Source organism: Streptomyces shinuiensis (assembly GCF_043660855.1).
Taxonomy (GTDB): domain Bacteria; phylum Actinomycetota; class Actinomycetes; order Streptomycetales; family Streptomycetaceae; genus Streptomyces.
The window spans coordinates 1,261,855-1,281,816 of record NZ_JBIHML010000001.1; the positions used below are offsets into that span (position 1 = coordinate 1,261,855).

The 19,962-nt window shown below is 72.5% G+C and carries 16 protein-coding genes; 3 read left to right on the forward strand and 13 right to left on the reverse strand.

The genetic code is table 11. From position 1 onward, the window contains the following. The first annotated feature begins 27 nt into the window (after positions 1–27). Complete coding sequence (locus tag ACGRHY_RS05590; protein WP_394634288.1) at positions 28–1,173, forward strand: acyl-CoA dehydrogenase family protein; 1,146 nt, start codon at positions 28–30, stop codon at positions 1,171–1,173. Between the two features lie 41 nt (positions 1,174–1,214). Here ACGRHY_RS05590 and ACGRHY_RS05595 read toward each other — a convergent pair whose 3' ends face one another. Then, positions 1,215–1,802, reverse strand: a complete 588-nt coding sequence (locus ACGRHY_RS05595; protein ID WP_394634289.1) for a CGNR zinc finger domain-containing protein — start codon at positions 1,800–1,802, stop codon at positions 1,215–1,217. 80 nt (positions 1,803–1,882) lie between these two features. Between ACGRHY_RS05595 and ACGRHY_RS05600 the strand changes: the two genes are divergently transcribed. Continuing rightward, a complete protein-coding gene (locus ACGRHY_RS05600) occupies positions 1,883–3,340 on the forward strand; it encodes an MFS transporter (protein WP_394634290.1) in 1,458 nt (485 codons plus the stop codon). 105 nt (positions 3,341–3,445) lie between these two features. Next, positions 3,446–4,624, forward strand: coding sequence for an FAD-dependent monooxygenase (locus ACGRHY_RS05605; protein WP_394634291.1), 1,179 nt, complete (start codon positions 3,446–3,448; stop codon positions 4,622–4,624). A 124-nt stretch (positions 4,625–4,748) separates the two neighbouring features. Here the strand turns inward: ACGRHY_RS05605 and ACGRHY_RS05610 are convergent, their stop codons facing one another. The 12 genes from ACGRHY_RS05610 to ACGRHY_RS05665 all read right to left on the reverse strand — a co-directional run bounded on the left by ACGRHY_RS05610 (position 4,749) and on the right by ACGRHY_RS05665 (position 19,958). Next, complete coding sequence (locus ACGRHY_RS05610) at positions 4,749–5,339, reverse strand: YdeI/OmpD-associated family protein (protein ID WP_394634292.1); 591 nt, start codon at positions 5,337–5,339, stop codon at positions 4,749–4,751. A gap of 116 nt (positions 5,340–5,455) precedes the next feature. Then, a complete protein-coding gene (locus tag ACGRHY_RS05615; RefSeq protein ID WP_394634293.1) occupies positions 5,456–7,354 on the reverse strand; it encodes an NAD(P)-binding domain-containing protein in 1,899 nt (632 codons plus the stop codon). 65 nt (positions 7,355–7,419) lie between these two features. Further along, complete coding sequence (locus tag ACGRHY_RS05620) at positions 7,420–7,890, reverse strand: type II toxin-antitoxin system RatA family toxin (RefSeq protein WP_394634294.1); 471 nt, start codon at positions 7,888–7,890, stop codon at positions 7,420–7,422. Then, entirely contained in the window at positions 7,887–9,476 is a 1,590-nt protein-coding gene (locus ACGRHY_RS05625; protein ID WP_394634295.1) for an aldehyde dehydrogenase family protein, read from the reverse strand. The genes ACGRHY_RS05620 and ACGRHY_RS05625 overlap by 4 nt, the downstream gene beginning before the upstream one ends. Positions 9,477–9,762: 286 nt before the next feature. Beyond that, a complete protein-coding gene (locus ACGRHY_RS05630) occupies positions 9,763–12,114 on the reverse strand; it encodes a non-ribosomal peptide synthetase (RefSeq protein ID WP_394634296.1) in 2,352 nt (783 codons plus the stop codon). Positions 12,115–12,209: 95 nt separating this feature from the next. Then, positions 12,210–13,313, reverse strand: a complete 1,104-nt coding sequence (locus ACGRHY_RS05635; protein WP_394634297.1) for a 3-deoxy-7-phosphoheptulonate synthase — start codon at positions 13,311–13,313, stop codon at positions 12,210–12,212. Between the two features lie 108 nt (positions 13,314–13,421). Beyond that, entirely contained in the window at positions 13,422–14,444 is a 1,023-nt protein-coding gene (locus ACGRHY_RS05640; RefSeq protein ID WP_394634298.1) for a ketoacyl-ACP synthase III family protein, read from the reverse strand. An 86-nt stretch (positions 14,445–14,530) separates the two neighbouring features. Continuing rightward, positions 14,531–16,489, reverse strand: a complete 1,959-nt coding sequence (locus tag ACGRHY_RS05645; protein WP_394634299.1) for a chorismate-binding protein — start codon at positions 16,487–16,489, stop codon at positions 14,531–14,533. Further along, positions 16,486–17,151 carry an isochorismatase family protein gene (locus tag ACGRHY_RS05650; RefSeq protein WP_394634300.1) on the reverse strand — a complete coding sequence of 222 codons (666 nt, stop codon included), beginning with the start codon at positions 17,149–17,151 and terminating at the stop codon, positions 16,486–16,488. The genes ACGRHY_RS05645 and ACGRHY_RS05650 overlap by 4 nt, the downstream gene beginning before the upstream one ends. Positions 17,152–17,272: 121 nt before the next feature. Beyond that, a complete protein-coding gene (locus ACGRHY_RS05655; RefSeq protein ID WP_394637930.1) occupies positions 17,273–18,043 on the reverse strand; it encodes a 2,3-dihydro-2,3-dihydroxybenzoate dehydrogenase in 771 nt (256 codons plus the stop codon). Between the two features lie 65 nt (positions 18,044–18,108). Next, positions 18,109–19,644 carry an amidohydrolase family protein gene (locus ACGRHY_RS05660; protein WP_394634301.1) on the reverse strand — a complete coding sequence of 512 codons (1,536 nt, stop codon included), beginning with the start codon at positions 19,642–19,644 and terminating at the stop codon, positions 18,109–18,111. Further along, on the reverse strand, positions 19,644–19,958 hold the full coding sequence (locus ACGRHY_RS05665; protein WP_394634302.1) for a phosphopantetheine-binding protein: 315 nt from the start codon (positions 19,956–19,958) through the stop codon (positions 19,644–19,646). The genes ACGRHY_RS05660 and ACGRHY_RS05665 overlap by 1 nt, the downstream gene beginning before the upstream one ends. Between the last annotated feature and the right edge of the window lie 4 nt (positions 19,959–19,962).

Sequence of the window (19,962 nt, forward strand, 5' to 3'; positions counted from 1 at the left end):
GAGCCCGAGAAAAGGAAGCACACCTCCATGGACTTCACCTTCACTCCATCGCAGAACGAACTGGTCAAGCGGGTGGGCGAGTTCGCCGCCGACAAGATCGCCCCGCACCGGAAGGAGCAGGACAGCGGCGCCACCTACCGTCCGGGACTGATCCCGGACATGGCGGCCGCGGACCTGTTCGCCCTGCGGATCCCCGTGCGGTACGGCGGCCTCGGCCTCGACGCCGTCAGCGCGGGCATCGCCCTGGAGCAGCTGGCGGCAGCCGACCTCTCGGTGTGCTTCCCGGTGCTCAACTCCGCCCTCATCGGCGGCGTGCTCGCCGACAACGGGACTCCCGAGCAGTCGGCCCGCTGGCTGCCGCCGCTGGCCCGCGGCGAGCACGTGGTCGCCCTCGCGCTGACCGAACCGGCCCACGGCACGGACGCGGCGGGCATCCAGCTGCAGGCCCGGGCCGACGGCGACGGCTGGGTGCTCACCGGCGAGAAGACCTCGATCATGATCGCCGCGCATGCCACCCATGCGCTGGTGTTCGCCCGCACCGGCGGCGAGGGACCCGGCGGCATCAGCGCCTTCTACACCCCGCTGGACGGCGAGCGGATTCGCCGGGAGCGGCTGACCGATCTCGGCTGCCGGGCCGGCGGCCGGGGCCGGCTGGTCTTCGACGGTCACCGGGTCGGCCCCGGCGACCTGGTCGGCGCCCCGGGCGGCGGCTTCGCGGCGGTGATGCGCGGCTTCGGGGTGTCCCGGGCGCTGATCGCGCTGATGGCGATCGCGGTCGGCAACGCCGCGCTGGAGGAGGCGTACGCGCACGCCACCCGGCGGACCGCCTTCGGCCGGCCCCTCGGCCGGTTCCAGTCGGTGTCGTTCCCGCTCGTGGAGCACACCACCCTGCTGCACGCGGCACGCCTGGTCGCCTACGAGGCGCTGTGCCGGGCGGATCGGGGCGAGGACCCCCGCATCCCGTCGAACATGGCCAAGTGGTGGGCGCCCAAGGCGGCGGTGGAGGCCGTCCACCAGGCGCTGCTGACCATGGGGCACCTCGGCTGGAGCGAGGACGGCCCCATCGCCCAGCGGCTGCGCGACGTCATCGGCCTCCAGCTCGCGGACGGCACGGCCGCGGCCACCAAGCTCACCGTGGCGCGTCTGGTCCTCGGAAGGGAGTACGCCCCGTGACGGACGCCGTTCCCGGGCCGCGGTCCCCCGCGGCCCGGCGGTCAGCGGCTCGCGGCGGCCTTCAGCCCCTGCCGGTAGGTGTGCATCTTGGCGCGGGTTCCGCACACCGCCATGGAGCACCAACGGCCGGACCGGTTCCGCGCACGGTCGTAGAAGACCCACTCGCAGCGGTGGTCGTGGCAGGCCTTCAGCCGCGTCCAGGTGCCTTCCCGGGCCGCCTCGACGACGATGCCGAGGATCTGGCCGATCATGCCTTCCACTCCACCGCGGCCGGGGCGCAGCCCGGGCAGGCCGGACTCGTCGAAGGCCAGCACCAGAGGGCAGTCGGCGGCGATGCGCTCGACGGTGGCGCGGGCCTCCGGGTCGGGCGCGCCGGCGTTGTGCTCCCGCGCCAGGGCGCGCAGCGCCTCCCGCAGTTCGACCGCGCGCGCCCGGCCGGCCTCGGTGACCCCGGCTTCGCCGACGGCCAGACCGAACCGTTCCATCCAGCGCGCGAGCCCTCGGGTCGTGGCGAACGCGTCCGGACCGAACTCGACATTGACGCTGTTGACGAAGGCCTGCACCAGGGCGATCCGGCCCGGGGCCGTCTCACGATCGCCCGGCTGCCGTATCCGAGCCTGTCCTGTCATTCCTCCGACCCTACCGGCCGTTCCCGCGGCCGGCGCCCCCTTCCGCCGCTTACGGCGGCGGTCACCACGAAAGGAAATCCATGACCGGCAACACCGGCGGGCGACCGCCTCTCCTCCTACTGTGCTCCGCACAGTTCATGCTCGCCCTCGACTTCGCCATCGTGAATGTCGCGCTCGGCAACATGCAGCGCGACCTCGGCTTCACCGACAGCGGACTGCAGTGGGTCGTGGGGGCCTACGCGCTGTTCTTCGGAGGTTTCCTGCTGCTCGGCGGCCGGGCCGGTGACGTCGTCGGCCGCAAGCGGCTCTTCGTGTCCGGTCTCTCGGTCTTCACCCTCGCCTCGCTGGTCGGCGGCCTCGCCACGGACCCCTTCGTCCTGGTCGCCGCGCGGGCGCTGCAGGGCCTGTCGGCCGCGGCCGTCTCCCCCGCCGTACTGGCGCTGATCGCCGCCGGCTTCCCGGAGGGCAAGGAGCGCGTGAAGGCGATGGGCGTCTTCGGCGCGGTCTCCTCGGCCGGCTTCTCCGGCGGTGTGGCGGCCGGCGGCCTGCTCACCGAGTACATCAGCTGGCGCGCGGTGATGCTGGTGAACCTCCCCGTCGGAATCGTCCTGCTGGCCCTCGCCGCCCGGCGGCTCGTCGCGGACCACCACACCACTCGCTCGGCACGGCTCGACCTGCCCGGAGCGGTCCTGGTCACCTCCGCGATGTGCGCCTTCAGCTACGGCCTGACCGCCGCCTCCGACACCGGCTGGGGCTCCACGAACGTGCTGGCCTCGCTGGCGGCCGGTACCGTGCTGCTGATCGTCTTCCTGGTGGTGCAGACCCGGGTCTCCGCACCGCTCGTGCCGCTGTCGATCTTCCGCAACCGCGGGGTGTCCTCCGGAAACGGCATCGCCTTCCTGTCGGGCGGCGTGATGTCGGTCTCGACCTTCTTCATCACCATGTACCTGCAGCAGGTGCTCGGCTACTCCGCGGTCAAGACCGGGCTCGCCTTCTTCCCGCAGGCGTTCGTGGTCTTCCTGGCCAGCGTCCCGGTGGTCCGGCTCACCGGGAAGCTGGGCGCGCGCAACGTGCTGATCGGCGGCGGCCTGCTGCTGGTCGCCGGCTCGGTGCTGCTGGCGCAGGTCACTTCCGGGAGCTCCTACCTGCTCGTGGTGCTGCCCGGCGGTGTGCTGCTCGGCCTCGGTGTGACGGTCATGATGATCACCACCGCCGTCGCGGCCACCAGTGGTGTGGCCGGACCGCAGATGGGCCTGGCCTCGGGCCTGTACAACTCCAGCCGCCAGTTGGGGGTCGGTCTCTGCCTGGCCCTGGGCGTCGTGCTCGCCGGCATGGCGCAGGGCGCGGTACGGGCCATCCCGATCGGCGGCTTCCAGGCGGCCTTCTGGTTCACCGCGGCACTCTCCGCCGGCATCGTCGCCGTGTCGGCCATCGGCCTGCGGCACATGGCCGGCGCTCCGGCGGCGGGCCCGAAGGCCGCCGCGCCCCGGCCGGCGGACACCGGGGCGGCTGCCGGCGCTCCGGCGGCGGCCAAGTAGTCCATCGGCGGCTTCGCCGCCCTCCGACAGCGGCCGGTCCTCACCCCTGGAGGGCCGGCCGCGGCGGCGTCCGGACTCGGACGCGGAGAGGAACGGGAACGAATCATGATCCACACACTCGTCGCGGGCGGCGGCATAGGCGGCCTCGCGGTCGCACTGGGCCAGGCCCGCAGCGGACACCGGGTGACCGTACTGGAGAGCCGGCCCGAGTTCACCGAGATCGGTGCCGGAATCCAGCTCGCGCCCAACGCCTTCCACGCCCTGGAGGCCCTGGGCGTGCGCGACGGCGTGGCCGACCGGGCCGACTTCATCGACGAACTGCGCTTCATGGACGGTGTCTCGGGGCACCGCGTCGCGGCCATGCCGCTGACCGGCGCCTACCGGACCCGGTTCGGCAACCCCTACGCCGTGGTGCACCGCGCGGATCTGCACCGGGCGCTGCTCGACGGCTGCCGCCGGGCCGACGTGGAGCTGCTCGGCGGACAGCGGGTGACCGGCTACCGGCAGTCCGGCGGACAGGTGGCGGCGGTCACCGCCTCCGGGGAGCGCTTCTCGGCGCAGATGCTCATCGGTGCCGACGGCCTGCGCTCCGCCGTGCGCGGGGAGCTGGTCGGTGACGGCCCGCCGCGCGTCTCGGGGCACACCATCTACCGCTCCGTCATCCCGATGTCCGAGGTCCCCGAGCACCTGCGGTCCCGGGCCGTGGTCCTGTGGGCGGGCCCCGGGTGGCACTTCGTGCACTATCCGATCGGTGGCGGTGCGTTCCTCAACCTCGCCGCCACCCGTGACGACGGCGCCCGCCACGAGGTCGCCGGGGAACCCGCCACCCCCGCCCACGTCATGGACGAGTTCCGCGGACTGGACGCCTCGGCACGCCGGCTGCTGGAGCTGGGCCGCGACTGGCGCGTCTGGGTGCTGTGCGACCGGAACCCGGTCGAGACCTGGGTGGACGGCCGCGTGGCCCTGGCGGGGGATGCCGCGCACCCGATGCTCCAGTACGCCGCCCAGGGGGCCTGCATGGCCCTGGAGGACGCGGTGGTGCTCGGTTCGCTGCTGCGCTGCGACCCCGGCGACGTACCCCAGCGCCTGGAGAAGTACAACGCCGTGCGCCGGGAGCGCACCGCACGGACGACACTGACCGCACGGTGGATGGGCACCGAGCTGTACCACCCGGCCGGGGCCCGCGCCCTGGCGCGCAACGCCCTCCTGGCCCGGCACTCCCCGGACGAACTGCACGACGCGGTGGCGTGGCTGCACGGCGCCGTCGACTGGGACGGAGCCTGACCGGCCCCGGACGCGAGCCGCGCGGCTCGCGTCCGGGGCCGGCCGGTACCGCCACGGGCCGCGGTGCCCGGGAACGGGTGAGCCCCGGCCGTTCACACGGCCGGGGCTGCGGCGGTCCGGGGCGTCACGGCTTCCTGCGTGGCCCGTGCGGCGGCTCTCCCGCCGCGAGGCGCTCGACGTAGACGGCGATCCTGCGCGCCCGGGTCTCGGGCTTCACCGCCTTCTGGATGTTGAGCAGGATCTGGTACCTGCTGCTCCTGCTGAGCTTGTCGAAGGCCTCCGCCGCGGCCGGCGACGCGTCGAGGGCCGCCTGCAGGTCAGGTGTGACCTCCGCGGTGCTCTGGGGGGCGTAGGCCGCGGCCCAGCGCCCGTCGGCCTTGGCCAGCTCGACCTGCTCGAGCCCGGCCGGCCGCATCCGGCCGGCCGCGGTGAGGTTCTCCACCTTGGCGCAATTGATCTTCGACCACGGGCTGCGGCGCCTGCGCGGGGAGAAGCGCTGGGCCCACCAGCCGTCCGGCACGTTCCCGGAGAACGCCTTGCCGTCGATCCAGCCGTAGCACAGGGCGACGTCCAGTGCTTCGGACCTGGTGATCGAGGGAACGTCTGTGCCCTTCTTGGGCAGGGCGACCCAGATCTCGTCGGCGTCCCGGTGGTTCTTCTCCATCCAGTCGGCGAACTCCTCGACCGTCGCGCAGGTCAGAATGTTGTCCGTCATCACTCAACTCACTCTCGCCCATCCCACAAAGTAGTGCTCCACGCGGAGGCCCACACCGTCGTGCGTCATCCCCGCGTGAGGTGGGGATGACGCACGGCGGTGTGGGCCGCGGTTCCTCATGCCGCGGCGTCCACCCGGACCGCTTCCACCGCGCGTGCCCCGGAGCCCTCCCCGGCCCGGCCGGGCCGGGAGCCGGCCTGTCGCTCGGCGGCTGCCCTGACGCGCTCCAGCGTCATGCGCATGCCGTCGCGCAGCTCCCGGGTGTGCGTCTCGTGGCCGCCGAGCAGCATCTGGGCGAAGGACCGGGTTCGTTTGCGCTGTCCATCGCTCTGCCCGGAGACGTCCCACACCTCGGTGACCGAGGTGCCCTCGCCGTCCGGTTCCAGGCGGTAGCCCCAGCGCACACCGTTGGTGGTGGTGCGGAAGGCGAAGGAGCGGCCCCGCTCCGCCTCCTCGACCTCGTTGGAGGTGACCCACACGACCCAGCCACGACGGTTGATCCCGATGAACCGGGCCCCGGCCCCGCGCTTGCCGCCGCGCCAGAAGCAGCGCCGGCACTCGGGGCTCCACTCGCCCATCCGCGTCACGTCGCTGATCAGGTCCCACACCGCCTCGGGGCCGGCCTCGATCCGGATCGAGACCTCCTCCGGCCGGCGGCCGGCGCGTGCGGGGGCCACAGCGGCCCCGGTGCCCGGCTTCGCGAGTCTGGCTCCCTCGCGCCGCGCCTGGCGCAGCTCGGCCAGGTAGGGGTAGTGGTCCACCTGCATGGTGTGGCGCTTGGACGACACGTAGCGCTCGGTGAGCTTCTTCTTGTACCGGGCGATCTCCCGGTGCATCTTCTCCGTCGACGGCAGCGCGGCCCTGCCCTCCAGCAGGTCCGCCACCCAGTGTGACTGGGCCTCGGCCAGCACGGTGGTGGCGCCCAGGGGCTGGAAGAGGCCGATGAAGTACAGGCCGGGGTTGCGGGGGTCGACCACGCGGTGGAACAGGGAGACGTCGTTGTCGGTGGGCGCGATCACGGATTCGTCCAGGAACGGGAAGCTGACCCGGTAGCCGGTGCTGTAGACGACCGCGTCGACGACCTCGCTGCTGCCGTCGGTGAAGTGCACCGTGTCACCGTCGAAGTGGCTGATGCTCGGCTTCACCACGATCCCGCCGTGGCCGAGCCGGGGCAGCAGCGACTCGGAGACGGTCGGGTGGGTGTTGAACAGCTTGTGGTCCGGCTTCGGCAGCCCGAAGTCGGTTACCTTGCCGATCGTCAGGCGCAGCAGGGCCGCCATGATCCACCGCTGCACCTCCCGGGGCAGCACCCTGGTCAGGAAGGGGCTGATGAGGTCGTCGCCGGCCCGGCCGAACATGAACTTGGGGAAGACGTATCCGCCGCGGCGCATGGACAGGAAGGTCCGCTCGGAGACGGTGGAGGCCTCCACCGCGATGTCGGAGGCCGAGTTGCCGAAGCCCAGCACGACCACCCTCTTGCCGGCGTACTCGTCGGGCACCTTGTAGTGGTGGGAGTGGATCTGGGTGCCCGTGAAGGCGTCCGCTCCGGGGAAGGCGGGTTCGGGCAGACGCGGGTCCCAGTGGTGGCCGTTGGCCACCAGCACCGAGCCGTAGTGGCGGGTGGTCTCCTCCCCGGTGTCGCGGTGGCGCGCCGTCACGTTCCAGCCGCCGCCGTCGGCCGGTTCCACGCGGACGACCTTCGTCCGGAAGGCGATCGCGTCCCGGAAGCCGAAGTGGTCGACGTAGTCGTCGAGGTACCGGGCGATCTGGCGGTGGTCGGGGTAGTGGGGGTAGTCCTCGGGCATGGGGTAGCTGCGGTACTGCGAGATCTTCCGGGAGGTGTTGATGTGCAGCGACCGGTAGGACGAGGACATGCCGTTGTCGTTCAGGTAGCGCCAGTTGCCCCCGACCTGGGAGCCGGCCTCGTAGCAGTCGAAGCCGATACCGCGCTCGTGCAGTACCTGGCAGGCGGCGAGACCCGACCAGCCGGCGCCTATGATACAGACGTTGTCCATGTGCCTTTTCTCCTTGTGGGTTGCTTTCCGGCGGCGGGGCGCGGGCTTCCCGTCCGGACCACCGCTCACGCCGTGGCCAGGTCCCGCAGGTGGCGCCCGCCGGCCGTGATCCGCACCGGTCCGGCGACGGCGGACATGATCCGGTGGGCGACGCGGACCAGCACACGGCCGACGGCCGAGTCGATCGCGCCTGCCAGGTGGGGGACGCTCGTGCTGTAGCGCACCTCGAACGCGATCTCGCAGCCGTCGGGCAGGTCCACGGCCGTCCAGGCGCCCTCCAGATGCTGGAACTGCCCTTCCACCTGCTCGAACTCGATGCGGTACGGCTTCGGCCCGCCGGTCTGCGACCGGCTGCGCTGCACCCATGTCGCCGTACCGCCGCGGAAGGCGAGCACCCATCGGCGCAGCCCGTCGCCGGCGTCGGAGACGGAGACGATGTCGTCGGCGTACGAGGCGAAGGCGAGGTCGTCGCCCAGAAGCCTGATCACGTCGGCGGCCGGTGCCGCCACCGTGGCTTTCAGCGTGCGGGATGTCATGAGCCCTGCTCCTTGTCTGCCGACGGGCGGACGATGCTGACGGCCTGGAGGCGGGTGGTGCGCAGCATGGGGTGGCTCGCCTCCCCGAAGGCACCGCCGGTGAGGCCGGGCCCGCCCTGGTTGGGCAGGAAGGGGACGAAGCCGCTGTGCGAGTCGTTGATCTTCAGGTTGCCGCCGTTGCCGACTCCTTCGAGGAACCGCCGGATCATCGAGTCGTCCGTCGACCAGCAGGAGTTGCGCAGGCCGTAGGCGTTGGTGTTCACGAAGTCCAGGACCTGTTCGAGGAGCGCGTCGTCCGGGGTGCCGGCCTCGGGCACGATGATCGGCAGCAGCGGGAAGAAGGTCTCGTCGCGGACCACCGACAGTTCCCTGGCGCCCTGGATCCCGTCGACCCTGACGATGCTCGGCTCGACGAAGAAACCGGTGTCCGAGGGGGTTCCGTCCACTTCGAGGCGGCGTCCGCCGTGGACGAGTTCCGCGCCCTTGGCGAGCGCCTCGTTCAGGCAGCCGAAGAACCAGTCGGCCCCGAGGACGGGGGTGAGCACCACGTCCTCTTCGTGCGGATATCCGGGCCGGATCTTCCGCGTCGCCACGACCAGCCGCTCGATGAGCTCGTCCGCGATCGCGGGGTGTGCGATCACCTGGTTGGGCACGTTGCAGATCTGGCCGGAGTTCAGGAAGAACTGGCTGATGCTCTCCACCGCCGCGTCCAGGTCGGCGTCGTGCCACACCACGCAGCAGTCGTTGCCCGCGAGTTCCAGGATCGGCTTCTTGCCCGCCGCTATGCAGTCGCGCTCGAATTCGAGGCCCTTTCTGCTGCCGCCGAAGTAGAGGACGTCGTCGACGTGTTCGCTGGCCAGCCAGGTGTCCAGCATGGGCGGTCCGCACAGGGCGTTGAGCGTGCCCGGCGGCGCGCCCGCCTCCTCCAGCACGGGCGCCACGATTTCCCGCATCGCGTACATGCAGCTGAGCGCGACGCCCCTGGGTGCCCGGACCACCATGGTGTTGCCGGCCAGGAGGGCGGTGAGACCGTTGAGCGCGTTGACGGCCGCGGCGTTCTGCGGAGGGTTGATGCAGACGACCCCGTCGGGTATCCGGCGCAGGATCATCTCGCGCTCGCCGTCGTGGCGTCGGAACTCCATCTGGTCGGCGCAGAACCCGAGTGTCTCCCGGCTCCAGCTGGTGAACGGGATTCCGGTGACCATTCCCTCGGCCGCGGACCGCGGCGTGCCCTCGGCCACGAGGATCTCGACGAGCCGGTCGCGGTGCTCCAGAAGGCGCTGCGCGATGAGGTGGCCGATCTCGATCCGGTCGGCGAGCGGCACACGGCGCCACCGGGGGGCGGCCTCCGCCGCGGCCCGGAGGGCCTGGGCCGCCATGTCGTCGTCGGCGACGACGCAGGCCCCGGCGACGCGGTCCCCGGCCCCGGACGGATCGCGGATTCCGAGATCGAGGTCGCGTTTGAGTTCCAGGCCGGGGAAAGTGTCCTCGACAAGAGTTCGAACGGTGACCGTGTGAACGAGCTGCGCGTTGTCACCCATGACATCCCGGCCGCCGATGTAGGCCGGATACACCCCGAACTTCATAAAACCCCCTTCAGCTGATTCGGATACCGCTGGCACAGCGGAAAAGCTATTCAGCCGCCTCTTCCCTTTCAACGGGCCTGCGGAGCGGGCTCCTTATCGAAGTGATACGGCGGCGGCCCGGGCCCGGCGGGAAACGGCGGACGCCGGCTTCCGGGGCCCGGTCGTGGCCCTGGAAGCCGGCGCCGCGCCCGCCCGGGCCGGCGGACGGCGTCCCCGCAACGGAGCGGGGCCGCCGCCGGGTGCGCCGGGGCCGTGCATGCCGGTGGCGCGTGCGGCGCCGGTCAGGTCAGGACCGGGCCGCGGCGGCGCTCCGGCTCACCAGCCCGGCCATCTTCGCCACGGTCGGCTCGTCGAAGAGGTCGACGATCTCGATGTCCACCGCGTACCGCTTGCGGACCAGTTCGGTCAGGGTGGCCGCGCGCAGCGAATCCCCGCCCAGTTCGAAGAAGTTGTCGTGCACCCCCACCCCGTCGAGTTCCAGGATCTCCATCCACAGCTCGTGCAGCGACTCCTCGACCTCCCCGCTGGGCACCTGGTACGGGGTGTCCATCTCCGGACGGGAGCGCGGCGGCTCGGGCAGCGCGGCGCGGTCGATCTTCCCGTTGGTGCTGGTGGGGAGCCCGCCGATGACATAGGCGGCCGGCACCATGAAGGACGGCAGCCGCTGGGCCAGGCCCCGGCGGATGTCTCGCACCGAGGGGGCGGGGTCGAGGCCGGGTTCGATGTAAGCGGTCAGCCGCACGTCTCCCCTGCCGTCCTGGCGGGCGAGCACCGCGGCCTGCCGGACCCCCGGCAGTTTGGTGAGCACCACCTCGATCTCACCGAGGTGGACCCGGTTTCCGCGCACCTTGACCTGGTTGTCGGTGCGGCCGACGATCTCGATGCTGCCGTCGGGCCAGTACCTGGCCAGGTCGCCGGTGCGGTACATGACAGGGTGTTGGGCGGGGTCGACGGGGTTGGCGATCCACTTCTCGGCGGTGGCCTCCGGTCGGTTGAGATAGCCGGCCGAGAGGCTGACGCCGGCGATGCACAGCTCGCCGACCAGGCCCGGCGGCAGCGGCCGCAGGTCCTCGTCGAGGACGTAGATGGTGACGTTGGTGGTGGGCCTGCCGATCGGCGGCAGCCGGCGGGCCCGGCCCTGCTCGCCGAGCCGCTCACCGAGTTCGGTGATGTCGCAGCTGGCGACGACGGTGGCCTCCGCGGAGCCGTACAGGTTGATCAGCCGGAACGGCAGTCCGGCCGGGGGCCAGGACTGGATGCGCTCACCGCAGACCCGGATGTTCTCCAGCGGCGTGTCCTCGGGCCACTCAAGGCGCCACAGCCGCTCGGCCATCGGCTTCATGAGCAGGGTGGTGGTGATCCCCTCGCGCAGGAACCACTCCTGGAGGCGGTACTCGGAGGAGACCACCGACACGTCGGGGATGTGCACGGTGCCGCCGCGGGCGAGCACCGGGAAGCACTCGACCTCGATCATCCCGTAGCCGGGGGCGGCCAGCCAGGTGCCCTGGGACTCGCTGGTCATCCCGCACAGTTCGGCCATGCTGTGGATCAGGTTGCGGGCGGCGCCGAAGCGGACCATGACCGCCTTGGGGGCTCCGGTGGATCCGGAGGTGTAGCAGATGTGGATCAGGTCGTCCGCGCCGACCGGCTCGCTGACCTCGGTGGCCGGCTCGGTCCGCCAGTCATCGGTGTCCAGCGCGATCACCGGGGCGATGCCGCCGATCTTCGGCTCGTGCTCGGCGAGGGTCAGCACGACCGCGGCCGAGGCGTCCTCGGTCATGTAGCGGATGCGGTCGGCGGGGAAGTCGCTGTCGAGCAGGATCGCCGCACAGGCCAGCTTGAAGCAGGCCAGCTGGGCTATCAGGCTCTCCGCGCCGCGCGGGAAGCAGACTCCCACCCGGTTGCCGGGGCGTACGCCGCGGGCGGTGAGCCGGTGGGCGAGCTGGTTGGCGCGCCCGTCGAGTTCACGGTACGTCAGCCGGGCGCCGGGGAGGGTCACCGCCACCGCGTCGGGGGTGCACCGCGCGGACTCGGTGACCAGTTCGTGGAAGTAGGGCGGCGGCACCGGCCCCGCGGTGTCGTTCCGCTCCACCAGGATCCGGCGGCTCTCGTCCTCGGTGAGCAGGGGGATGTCCCGGACGGGGACGTCGGGGTCGCCGGCCAGCGCGGCGACCACCCGTTCCAGGTGGCTGGCGTACTGATCGGCCGCCGCCTCGTCGAACTCGCCTCCGTCCATGGCCAGTTCGAAGCCCGCGCCGGATGCCGAGAGAGTCAGGGCGGCGAGCGCCCGGGAGGCGGAGGCGGCGGTGTCGACCGCCGCGTGCGCCGGACGCCCGGTGGTCTGCGCGGCCGCGACGGACGCCTCGGGCACGGCCCGCAGCAGCTCCCCCACGGTGGTTCCGCGCTCCACGCGTATCGCGAGCGGTTCGACGGCGTCCGGCTGCCGCCGGCGGCCTATCAGCAGATCGGTCTCTCCGGTGTAGCGGTGGACGAGGGCCGCCAGGGCGGCCGTCGCGTACTCCTCGGGCCGTTCGGCGGCGGCCTCGGGGACGGCGACGTCCCGCCGTCGCAGTGCCCCGGACCGCGCGCCGTCCAGGACGCGCGCCAGCGGCAGGGACGAACTCGTGGTTACAGCCACGGCATTGGTTCCTCTCGGGTTCTGTTCGGCCGCTCGGCCGAACGCTGTTCGGGATCTCGCCGGGCGTCGCCCGGGGTGTGCGGACGGCCGGGCGCCTAGCGGGACGCGGGCCGGGCCGCGCGGCGTGCGGAGACCGCGGCGGCCAGTTCCTCCACCATGCGGACGGTGGTCTGCCATCCCACACAGGCGTCGGTGATGCTCTGTCCGTAGACGAGGCCGCCGCTCCTGCCGAGTTCGAGGTCCTGCCGCCCGGGGACGAGGAAGCTCTCGATCATGGCGCCGGCGATCCCCTCCTCGCCGGCGGCGATCCGCCGGGCGATGTCGCCGACGACGGCCGGCTGCAGCTCGTGGTCCTTGTTGCTGTTGCCGTGGCTGGCGTCGACGATCAGCTGCTGCGGCAGTCCGGCGGCGGCCAGCTGCGCCAGTGCGGCGGCGACGGGCCCGGGACCGTAGTTGGGCCCCTCGGAGCCGCCGCGCAGCACCACGTGCCCGCCGGGGTTCCCCTCGGTGGTCACCACGGTCGCCCGGCCGTCGCCTCCGATGCCGGGGTACACGTGCGGGTGCGAGGCGGAGACGATGGCGTCCACGGCGTCCCGGACGCCGCCGCCGGTGGTGTTCTTGAACCCGATCGGCATGGCGAGGCCGCTGGTCAGCTGGCGGTGCACCTGGCTCTGCACCGTGCGGGCCCCGATCGCGCCCCAGGAGACCGCGTCGGCCAGGTAGTGCGGGACGATCGGGTCGAGGAACTCACAGGCCACCGGCAGTCCCGCGCCGGCCACCTGGGCCATGAGGCCCCGGGCCAGCCGCACACCGCTGGGCAGATCGTGCGAACCGTCGAGGCGGGGATCGCTGAGCAGTCCCTTCCAGCCGACCCGGGTGCGGGGCTTCTCCACGTACACCCGCATGACCAGGAGCAGTTCGTCCCGGGTCTCGGCGGCCAGCGCGGAAAGCCGCTCGGCGTAGCCGAGCGCGGCTTCGGGGTCGTGCACGGAGCAGGGGCCGGCGATGACGATCAGGCGGTCGTCGACGCCGGTGAGCACCCGTGCGATGTCGCGGCGGGCTCGGGCGGTGGTCTTGCGGGCGAGAGCGGACAGCGGTATCTGCGCACGCAGTGTGTCGGGGGTGGGCAGCTGGGCGGAGCCGTGGGTCAGGGTGGACGTGGTGTCCGGGGCGGCGTACGCGGTGTCGGTCAGGCTCATCTGTGCAGTCCCTTTCCTGGGCGGGTGGTGTGGGTCGGGGTGTGCGGCCGGGCTCCCGCGCGGCCGGGGGGACGTACGGGGCCGGCGGCCGGGCGGCGTGCGGACCGGTCAGATCCCGTCGGCGGTGAGGACCGCGGCCGAGAAGGTGAAGCCCATGCCGGTGCCGAGCACGAGGATCCGGTCCCCGCGGCCGAGCAGGTCGTGCCTGAGCAGGTGGTCGAGGCCGTACATCTGGTCGCAGGGCCCCAGGTGGCCGATGGTCAGGCCGAGTTCGTGGAGGGTGTTGCGGGGGGTGAGGCCGAGCGGGCGCACGAAGCTCTCCCGGTACAGGGCCCGGCCGACGAATGGGGTCAGGAACCAGTCGACCTCGTCGGTGGCGACACCGGCCTCGTCCAGGGCGCGGCCGACCACGCTCCGGGTGCACGCGGCGGTCCGGGTGTGCACGTCCTTCAGCGACACCTCGCCGGCGGCGAGGAACTCGCGGGTCCTGCGGCGCATGTCCGGCTGCCCGGCGGGGGCGGTGCGGAAGGGCTCGGAGCCCCGGGAGAGCCCCTCGAGGACGGTGTCGGTCCGGCTGACCAGCGAGCGCAGCCGCAGCCGCCCGGTGTCACGGGTGACCACCCCGGCCGCCGCGCCGTCCCCGAAGACCATTCCGGGCGAGGTGTACCAGCGGTCGGCGGGGGGAGCGAAGCGGTCCGCCAGAGTGATCAGGGCGGACGGGACGTCCGGGCGGGCGGTCAGCGTGGCGGCCGCCACGTCGAGCGCGGCCAGTGTCCCGTTCGACCAGGCGTTGACGGTCATCGGCATGCTGTCGAGGCTCGGGCCGAGCAGTTCCCGGGCGATCCAGCAGGCGGCCGGCCACATCTCGATGCCCTGGAAGTGGCCGTGGCTGTGCAGCAGGACGGTGTCGTCGCCGATCCGCGCTCCCTTCTCCTCCGCCTCCTTGACGGCCTGACGGCCCGCGGTCACCGCCATCCGGGGCGGCGCCTCCTCGGATCTCGCGTAGCTGACCATCCCGGTGCTCGCGGCCGCCTCGGCCGAATACGAGCCGTCGGCGACCGCCGCGGCCACCGGCTCGGACACACCGAGGGTTCCTCCGGTGCCGGCGATCCAGATGTTTTCGAAGCGCATCGGACGGTTCCTTCCTGAGTGGAGTGGTGGAGCGCCGGCCCTGCGGACTGGGCGGCAGAATCCGGCCGGATTCGGCCCTGTTACCGCTAAAAACGGTATGCAGGTATCAGCGCCGGGGCAACGGACGGCCGATTAGGGCCTGTTACCTCTCCGAGCAGGTCCGCGAGCAGCTCGCCGAGCAGCTCGGGGCCGCGCCGGGTCAGCACCGAGGCGGGGTGGAACTGCACTGAGGCGAAGCCCGGGCCCCGCAGGGCGTGCACCTCACCGTCCTCCTCGCGGAACACCCGGACCGGGCCGCCGCGGGCCTGGCAGGCGATCAGGTCCTGTGTGCTGCGGGCTGCGAAGGTGTTGTAGAAGCCCACCGGTTCGCTGCGGCCGAAGCAGTCGATCGTGCGCTGCACCCCCTGGTTGGGCACCGGGTGCCGGACCAGCGGGAGCCCGAGCAGCGTGCTGAGCACCTGGTGCCCGAGGCAGACGGACAGGAACGGAATGCCGCTCTCCAGGAGTTCCCCGGTCACCCGGCGCAGCCGGCCGATCTTGGGATCGGCGGTGTCCCTCGGGTCCCCCGGGCCGGGCCCGACTATGACCAGGTCGTACGCGTCGAGCAGGAACGGTTCGTCGTGCCGGCGCACCTCGATGTGGAGCCCCTGCGCCTGGAGGATGTGACGCGCCATGGCCGTGAAGGTGTCCTCGGCGTCGATCACCAGGACCTTGCGGGCGGCGAGTGCGGCCACCGGCCGGAACCGCTCGTAGGGCCGCCGGAACCAGAATCCCGCCAGCGGCCGGTTGCGCGCCGCCAGCGCCGCACGGACCCCCGGATGCGCGGTGATCGGTTCCGTTCTCCCGGACGACGCGACGGCTTTGCCGGCCGGGGCCCGCAGCGCCTCGATCAGTCCGGCGGCCTTCACCCGGGTCTCCGCCGCCTCGGCCGCCGGGTCGGAGTCGCGGACCAGGGTGGCACCCACCGGGATCCGCACCCGCCCCGCCGTGTCGATCTCGGCCGTACGGATGAGGATGGCGGAGTCCATCCGGCGGGCGCCCGCCTCGTCCCGGCCGATCAGGGCCGCGACCCCGGCATAGTGGCCCCGCCCCTCCGGTTCGTGGCGGCTGATGACCTCGCAGGCGCTTTCCAGGGGGCCGCCGGTGACGGTCGGGGCGAACAGCGTCTCGCGCAGGATCTCCCGCACGTCCAGGGAGCTGTGCCCCTCGATGAGGTACTCGGTGTGGGCGAGCCGGCCCATCTCCTTCAGGCCCGGCCCGGTCACCCGGCCGCCGCGGTCGCAGACCCGGCCCATCATCTTGAGTTCCTCGTCGAGGACCATGTACAGCTCGTTGGCCTCCTTGGGGTCGTCGAGGAAGGCCAGCACCTCCTGCGGGTCCGGGCCGTCCGGCGGGTAGCGGTAGGTGCCGCTGATGGGATTCATGACCACCCGGCCCGCGTCCAGGCTCACATGGCGCTCCGGCGAGGCGCCCACGAAGGTGCGGTCCCCCGTGTACACGACGAAGGACCAGTGGCTGCCCGGATCGCGTCCCGCCAGCCGGCGGAAGAAGGACAGCGCCGTGTGCGCGGACCAGCCGGCGATCCGTGCCGTGAAGGAGCGCTTGATGACGAAGTTGGCCCCGGCGCCCCGCCCGATCTCCTCGGCGAGGATCCGGCGGACCCGGGCCGCGTACTCCTCGTCGTCGGCGTCGAACCGGCCCTCGTCCATGTCGATGGGGGTTCGGGGCAGCCGGCCGAGGACCTCCTCCAGCGGCAGCACCGCCTGGTCGTCCACGGTCAGGGTGAGCAGCGGCGCCCCGTCGTCGGGGCAGGCGAAGCCGCGCTCACGGATCTGCCGGTAGGGCAGCAGGGCCAGCACCTCGTGACGGGCCCCGGTCGCCGTGTCCGCGGCCGGCAGCGGGATGTCCGCGATCAGCTCGCGTTCGGCGACCCGGCCGATCAGCAGGTCGATCCGGTCGGGGCCGGTGGATCCGGGCCTGTGCAGCAGGGCGAACGGCGGCGGGTCGGCGCCCAGCACCCGCTCCAGGAGCCGCAGGCCCGTCACGGCCGGCCCCCGTCCATCGCGTCGAGCACGGCCCTGGTGGACAGCGTGACCGAGCAGCGGGTGGCGACGTAGTCGAGCGTCTCCCGGTGCCGCCTGGCGGAGAAGTCGGCGATCGCATCGCTCACCACGAAGGTCTGGATGTCGTGCGAGAAACCCTCGTGCGCGGTCATCAGGATGCCGACGTGGGCGTACACCCCGCAGATCACGAGCTGGTCGCGGCCGGCCCGGCGCAGCAGGCCGAGCAGATCGGTGCGGCAGAAGGCGCTGGGCCGCCATTTGGTGAGCACCCGGTCGCCGGGGGTGGGGGCGATCCGGCCGGGGATGGCGCGGTGCGCTTCGTCCGCGCTCATCCCGGCCCCCCAGAAGTCCTTGAGCAGCCCGCGCTGCTCGTCGGTCATCCCGCCGGGCTGGGCGCTGTAGAACACGGGCGCACCGGCCGCGGCGAACCGCCGCCGCAGCGCTTCGGCGTTGTCCATCAGGTCGTTGAGCGGCTGCTGCCCGCCCTCGTCCGGTCCGCCGTGGCCGAACGGGCTGAGGAAGTAGTTCTGAAGATCGTGCAGGAGCAGCGCCGCGCGCGCGGGATCCACCGTCCAGGGAGCGGTGCTGCGCGGTAGTTCGTCCTCGGTCGGCATGGAATACGACTCGATGAGAGGGATCGTCATTTCGACTCCAGAGCGGATTGTGAGGTGATGCGGTGTGCGGGAGGTGCGGGGTGACGGACACGGCCCTCCGCCGGGGGGCACGGGGCGGCGCGCCGGGCGGCGGCGCCCGGCGCGCACGCGCTCAGGCTCCGAGCGCGGCGCCGCCGTCCACCACGAGGTCGTGCAGGGTGATGTGCGAGGCCTGCTCGGAGAGCAGGAAGAGCACCGCGTGGGCGATGTCCTCGGGCTGGGCGAGCCGGCCCAGCGGGATGCCCACCCGGTAGGTGGCCGGCGAGCCCTCGACGGAGGGTCTCGCGGCGTCGCCCCCCGAGTGCATCGAGGTGAGCATCGGGGTCTCGGTGGAACCGGGGGCGACGATGTTGCAGCGGATGCCGTACCGGGCCAGCTCCAGGCCCAGGGTCCGGGTGAAGCTGGTCGCCGCGGCCTTCGACGCCGCGTAGGCCGCCATGTTCCAGCGCGGGACGCCCGCCGCGTTCGAGGCGACGGTCACCACCGCCCCGGACCGCCGCCGTACCATCCGGTCGGCGACCGCCCTGCTGACGTGGAAGACCCCGGTGGCGTTGACCGCGAAGGTGAGGTCCCAGTCCTCGTCGCTGAACCCGGTGACCTCCCCGGTCCTCAGCACCCCGGCGGCGTTCACCAGGTGGTCCAGGGGGCCGAGTTCGGATTCGGCGCGGTCCACCGCCGCGTCCACCTCGGCGCTGGAACGCACATCCGCGCCCAGCGCGAGCACGTTCCCCCTCCCCTGGTCGAGTTCCTTCACCAGCGGCTCCAGGGCATCCCGGTCGGCGTCGAGCAGCGCGACCTTGGCGCCGGCCGCGGTCAGCGCCCTGGCCACCGCCGCTCCGATGCCGCCCGCCGCCCCGGTGACCAGGGCGGTCCTGCCGCGCATGGCCGCGCCGGCACCGGCCTCGCCGTCGCCGCGGACCGCTCCGGTGTCGGCGGCCGTCATCCCGTTCATCGCCGTTCCTCCCGTCCCGCGCCGCGTGACGCGACCGCCCGGCGGCGCCGGGCGGTCGCCTCGGTGCGCTGTCTGAGCCGCGACGCGACCGCGTCGGCGTCCACGCCCAGGCAGCGCACCGTGAAGGAGGACAGGGCGTCCAGGTACTCCGCCTCCAGGGTGTCCTCGTCCGGCCCCGTGGAGCGGCCGCCCTCCAGCAGAACCCGGCCGCCGACGATCACGGTGTCCACGTCCATGGACCCGCCGAGCGAGAGGAAGCCCTCCAGCGGCCGCGGGTTGAGCAGGTAGCGCCAGTCGTCGGCGGGGACCAGCAGCAGGTCGGCCTGCTTCCCCGGTTCCAGGCTGCCGATCCGCTCTCCCAGGCCCAGGCCCCGTGCGGGCAGCCGGGTGGCCATCGCCAGGGCGTCGGTGGGCAGCACCTCGGTGGGGTCGGCGTACATCTCGTTGTAGAGCTGCCACACCGCCCGCATGGCCTCCGGCATTCCGCCGAGCGGCACGGCCGCGCCGTCGGTGGACACCGACACGTCCAGGCCCGCCCGCCGGAACTCCGGGATCATCCGGGTCTCGGAGACGGTGGACTCGCCGGCCTGCCCGTACTTGGCGGGCGAGTGGCTGATGTGCGCACCGGCTCCGATCAGCAGCGCCCTCTCCCCGGCGTCCGCGAAGCCGCAGTGCACCGCCATGAACCGGTTCGAGAGCAGCCCGGCCTCGGCGAACCGCCGTACCGGGGTGGCCCCGTAGTAGGCGAGCATCACATCGGCCTCGTTGCGCAGCGCGCCCACATGGGTGGCGAACGGAACGTCGTGGCGCGCCGCCAGGTCCGCCAGGCCCAGGGCCAGCTCATCGCTCATGTTGGTGCCGTAGACCGCGGTCGGCCAGGCCCGTGCGAGGCCGTCGGGATCCTTGGCGCAGTCGTCGAGGAGTTCCTCGATGCGCTGGAGTTCGAGGTCGGTGTCACGTGTGCGCCTGAAGCGGCTGTCCCCGGGAGCGCAGACCGTGTCGGCGGCCCAGGTGCTCACGGTGCAGCGCATCCCCAGCTCCCGGGCGGCCTGGACCAGGGCCTGGGGCTTGTTGAGGGAGCCGACATCGCCCAGTGCGGTGACGCCGGAGCGCAGTTGGGTCCACATCGAGTAGCGGGCGATGGCGCGGGCCTCGTCGAAGGTGAGCCGGTCGATGTGGGCGTGGAAGGCGTCGAAGACCACGGAGATCTGCGGTACGTCGCCGCCCAGCGCCATGAACACCGGTTTGTCGTCCCGGTCGGAGGCCGAACGCAGCGCTCCCTTGAAGGGGAAGCGCATCGCGAACATCTCGTGCCAGTGCGCGTTGACGAAGCCGGGCAAAATCATCCGGTCCGTCGCGTCGATGGTCCGCAGGCCGGCCCGGTGCCGCGGCTCGATCGCCGCCTCGACCCGGGCGAGCGGACCGGCTGCGACGATCACCCCGTCCTCGGCGAGCACCGCGCCGTCCGGGACGACCCGGTCGGTGGCGTCCGCGGGGTAGAGGACACCTCCGCGGACCAGCAGGGCGCCCATCACTCCACCCCCGGGGCGCGTGCGGCCCAGGCCGCGGTCAGGTGCCGGTGCCAGGCGTCGAGTGTGGGGGAGCCTGCGAGTTCGGCGAAGTCGGCGGTGATCCCCTGTCTGCGCCAGCGGGTGACCAGGCGCATCATCTCCAGGGAGCCGAGTCCGAGGTGGACCAGGTGCGCGTCATCGGGGACGGCCTCGGGCGACAGGCCGATCGCCGCCGCGACCTCCTGCCGCAGTTCCTCCGCGGAGAGCGGGCGGGTGCGCTGCCTGGTGCGTGCCCCGGTACGTGCACTGGTGCGTGAAGGCGGGCTCGTGGTCATGACG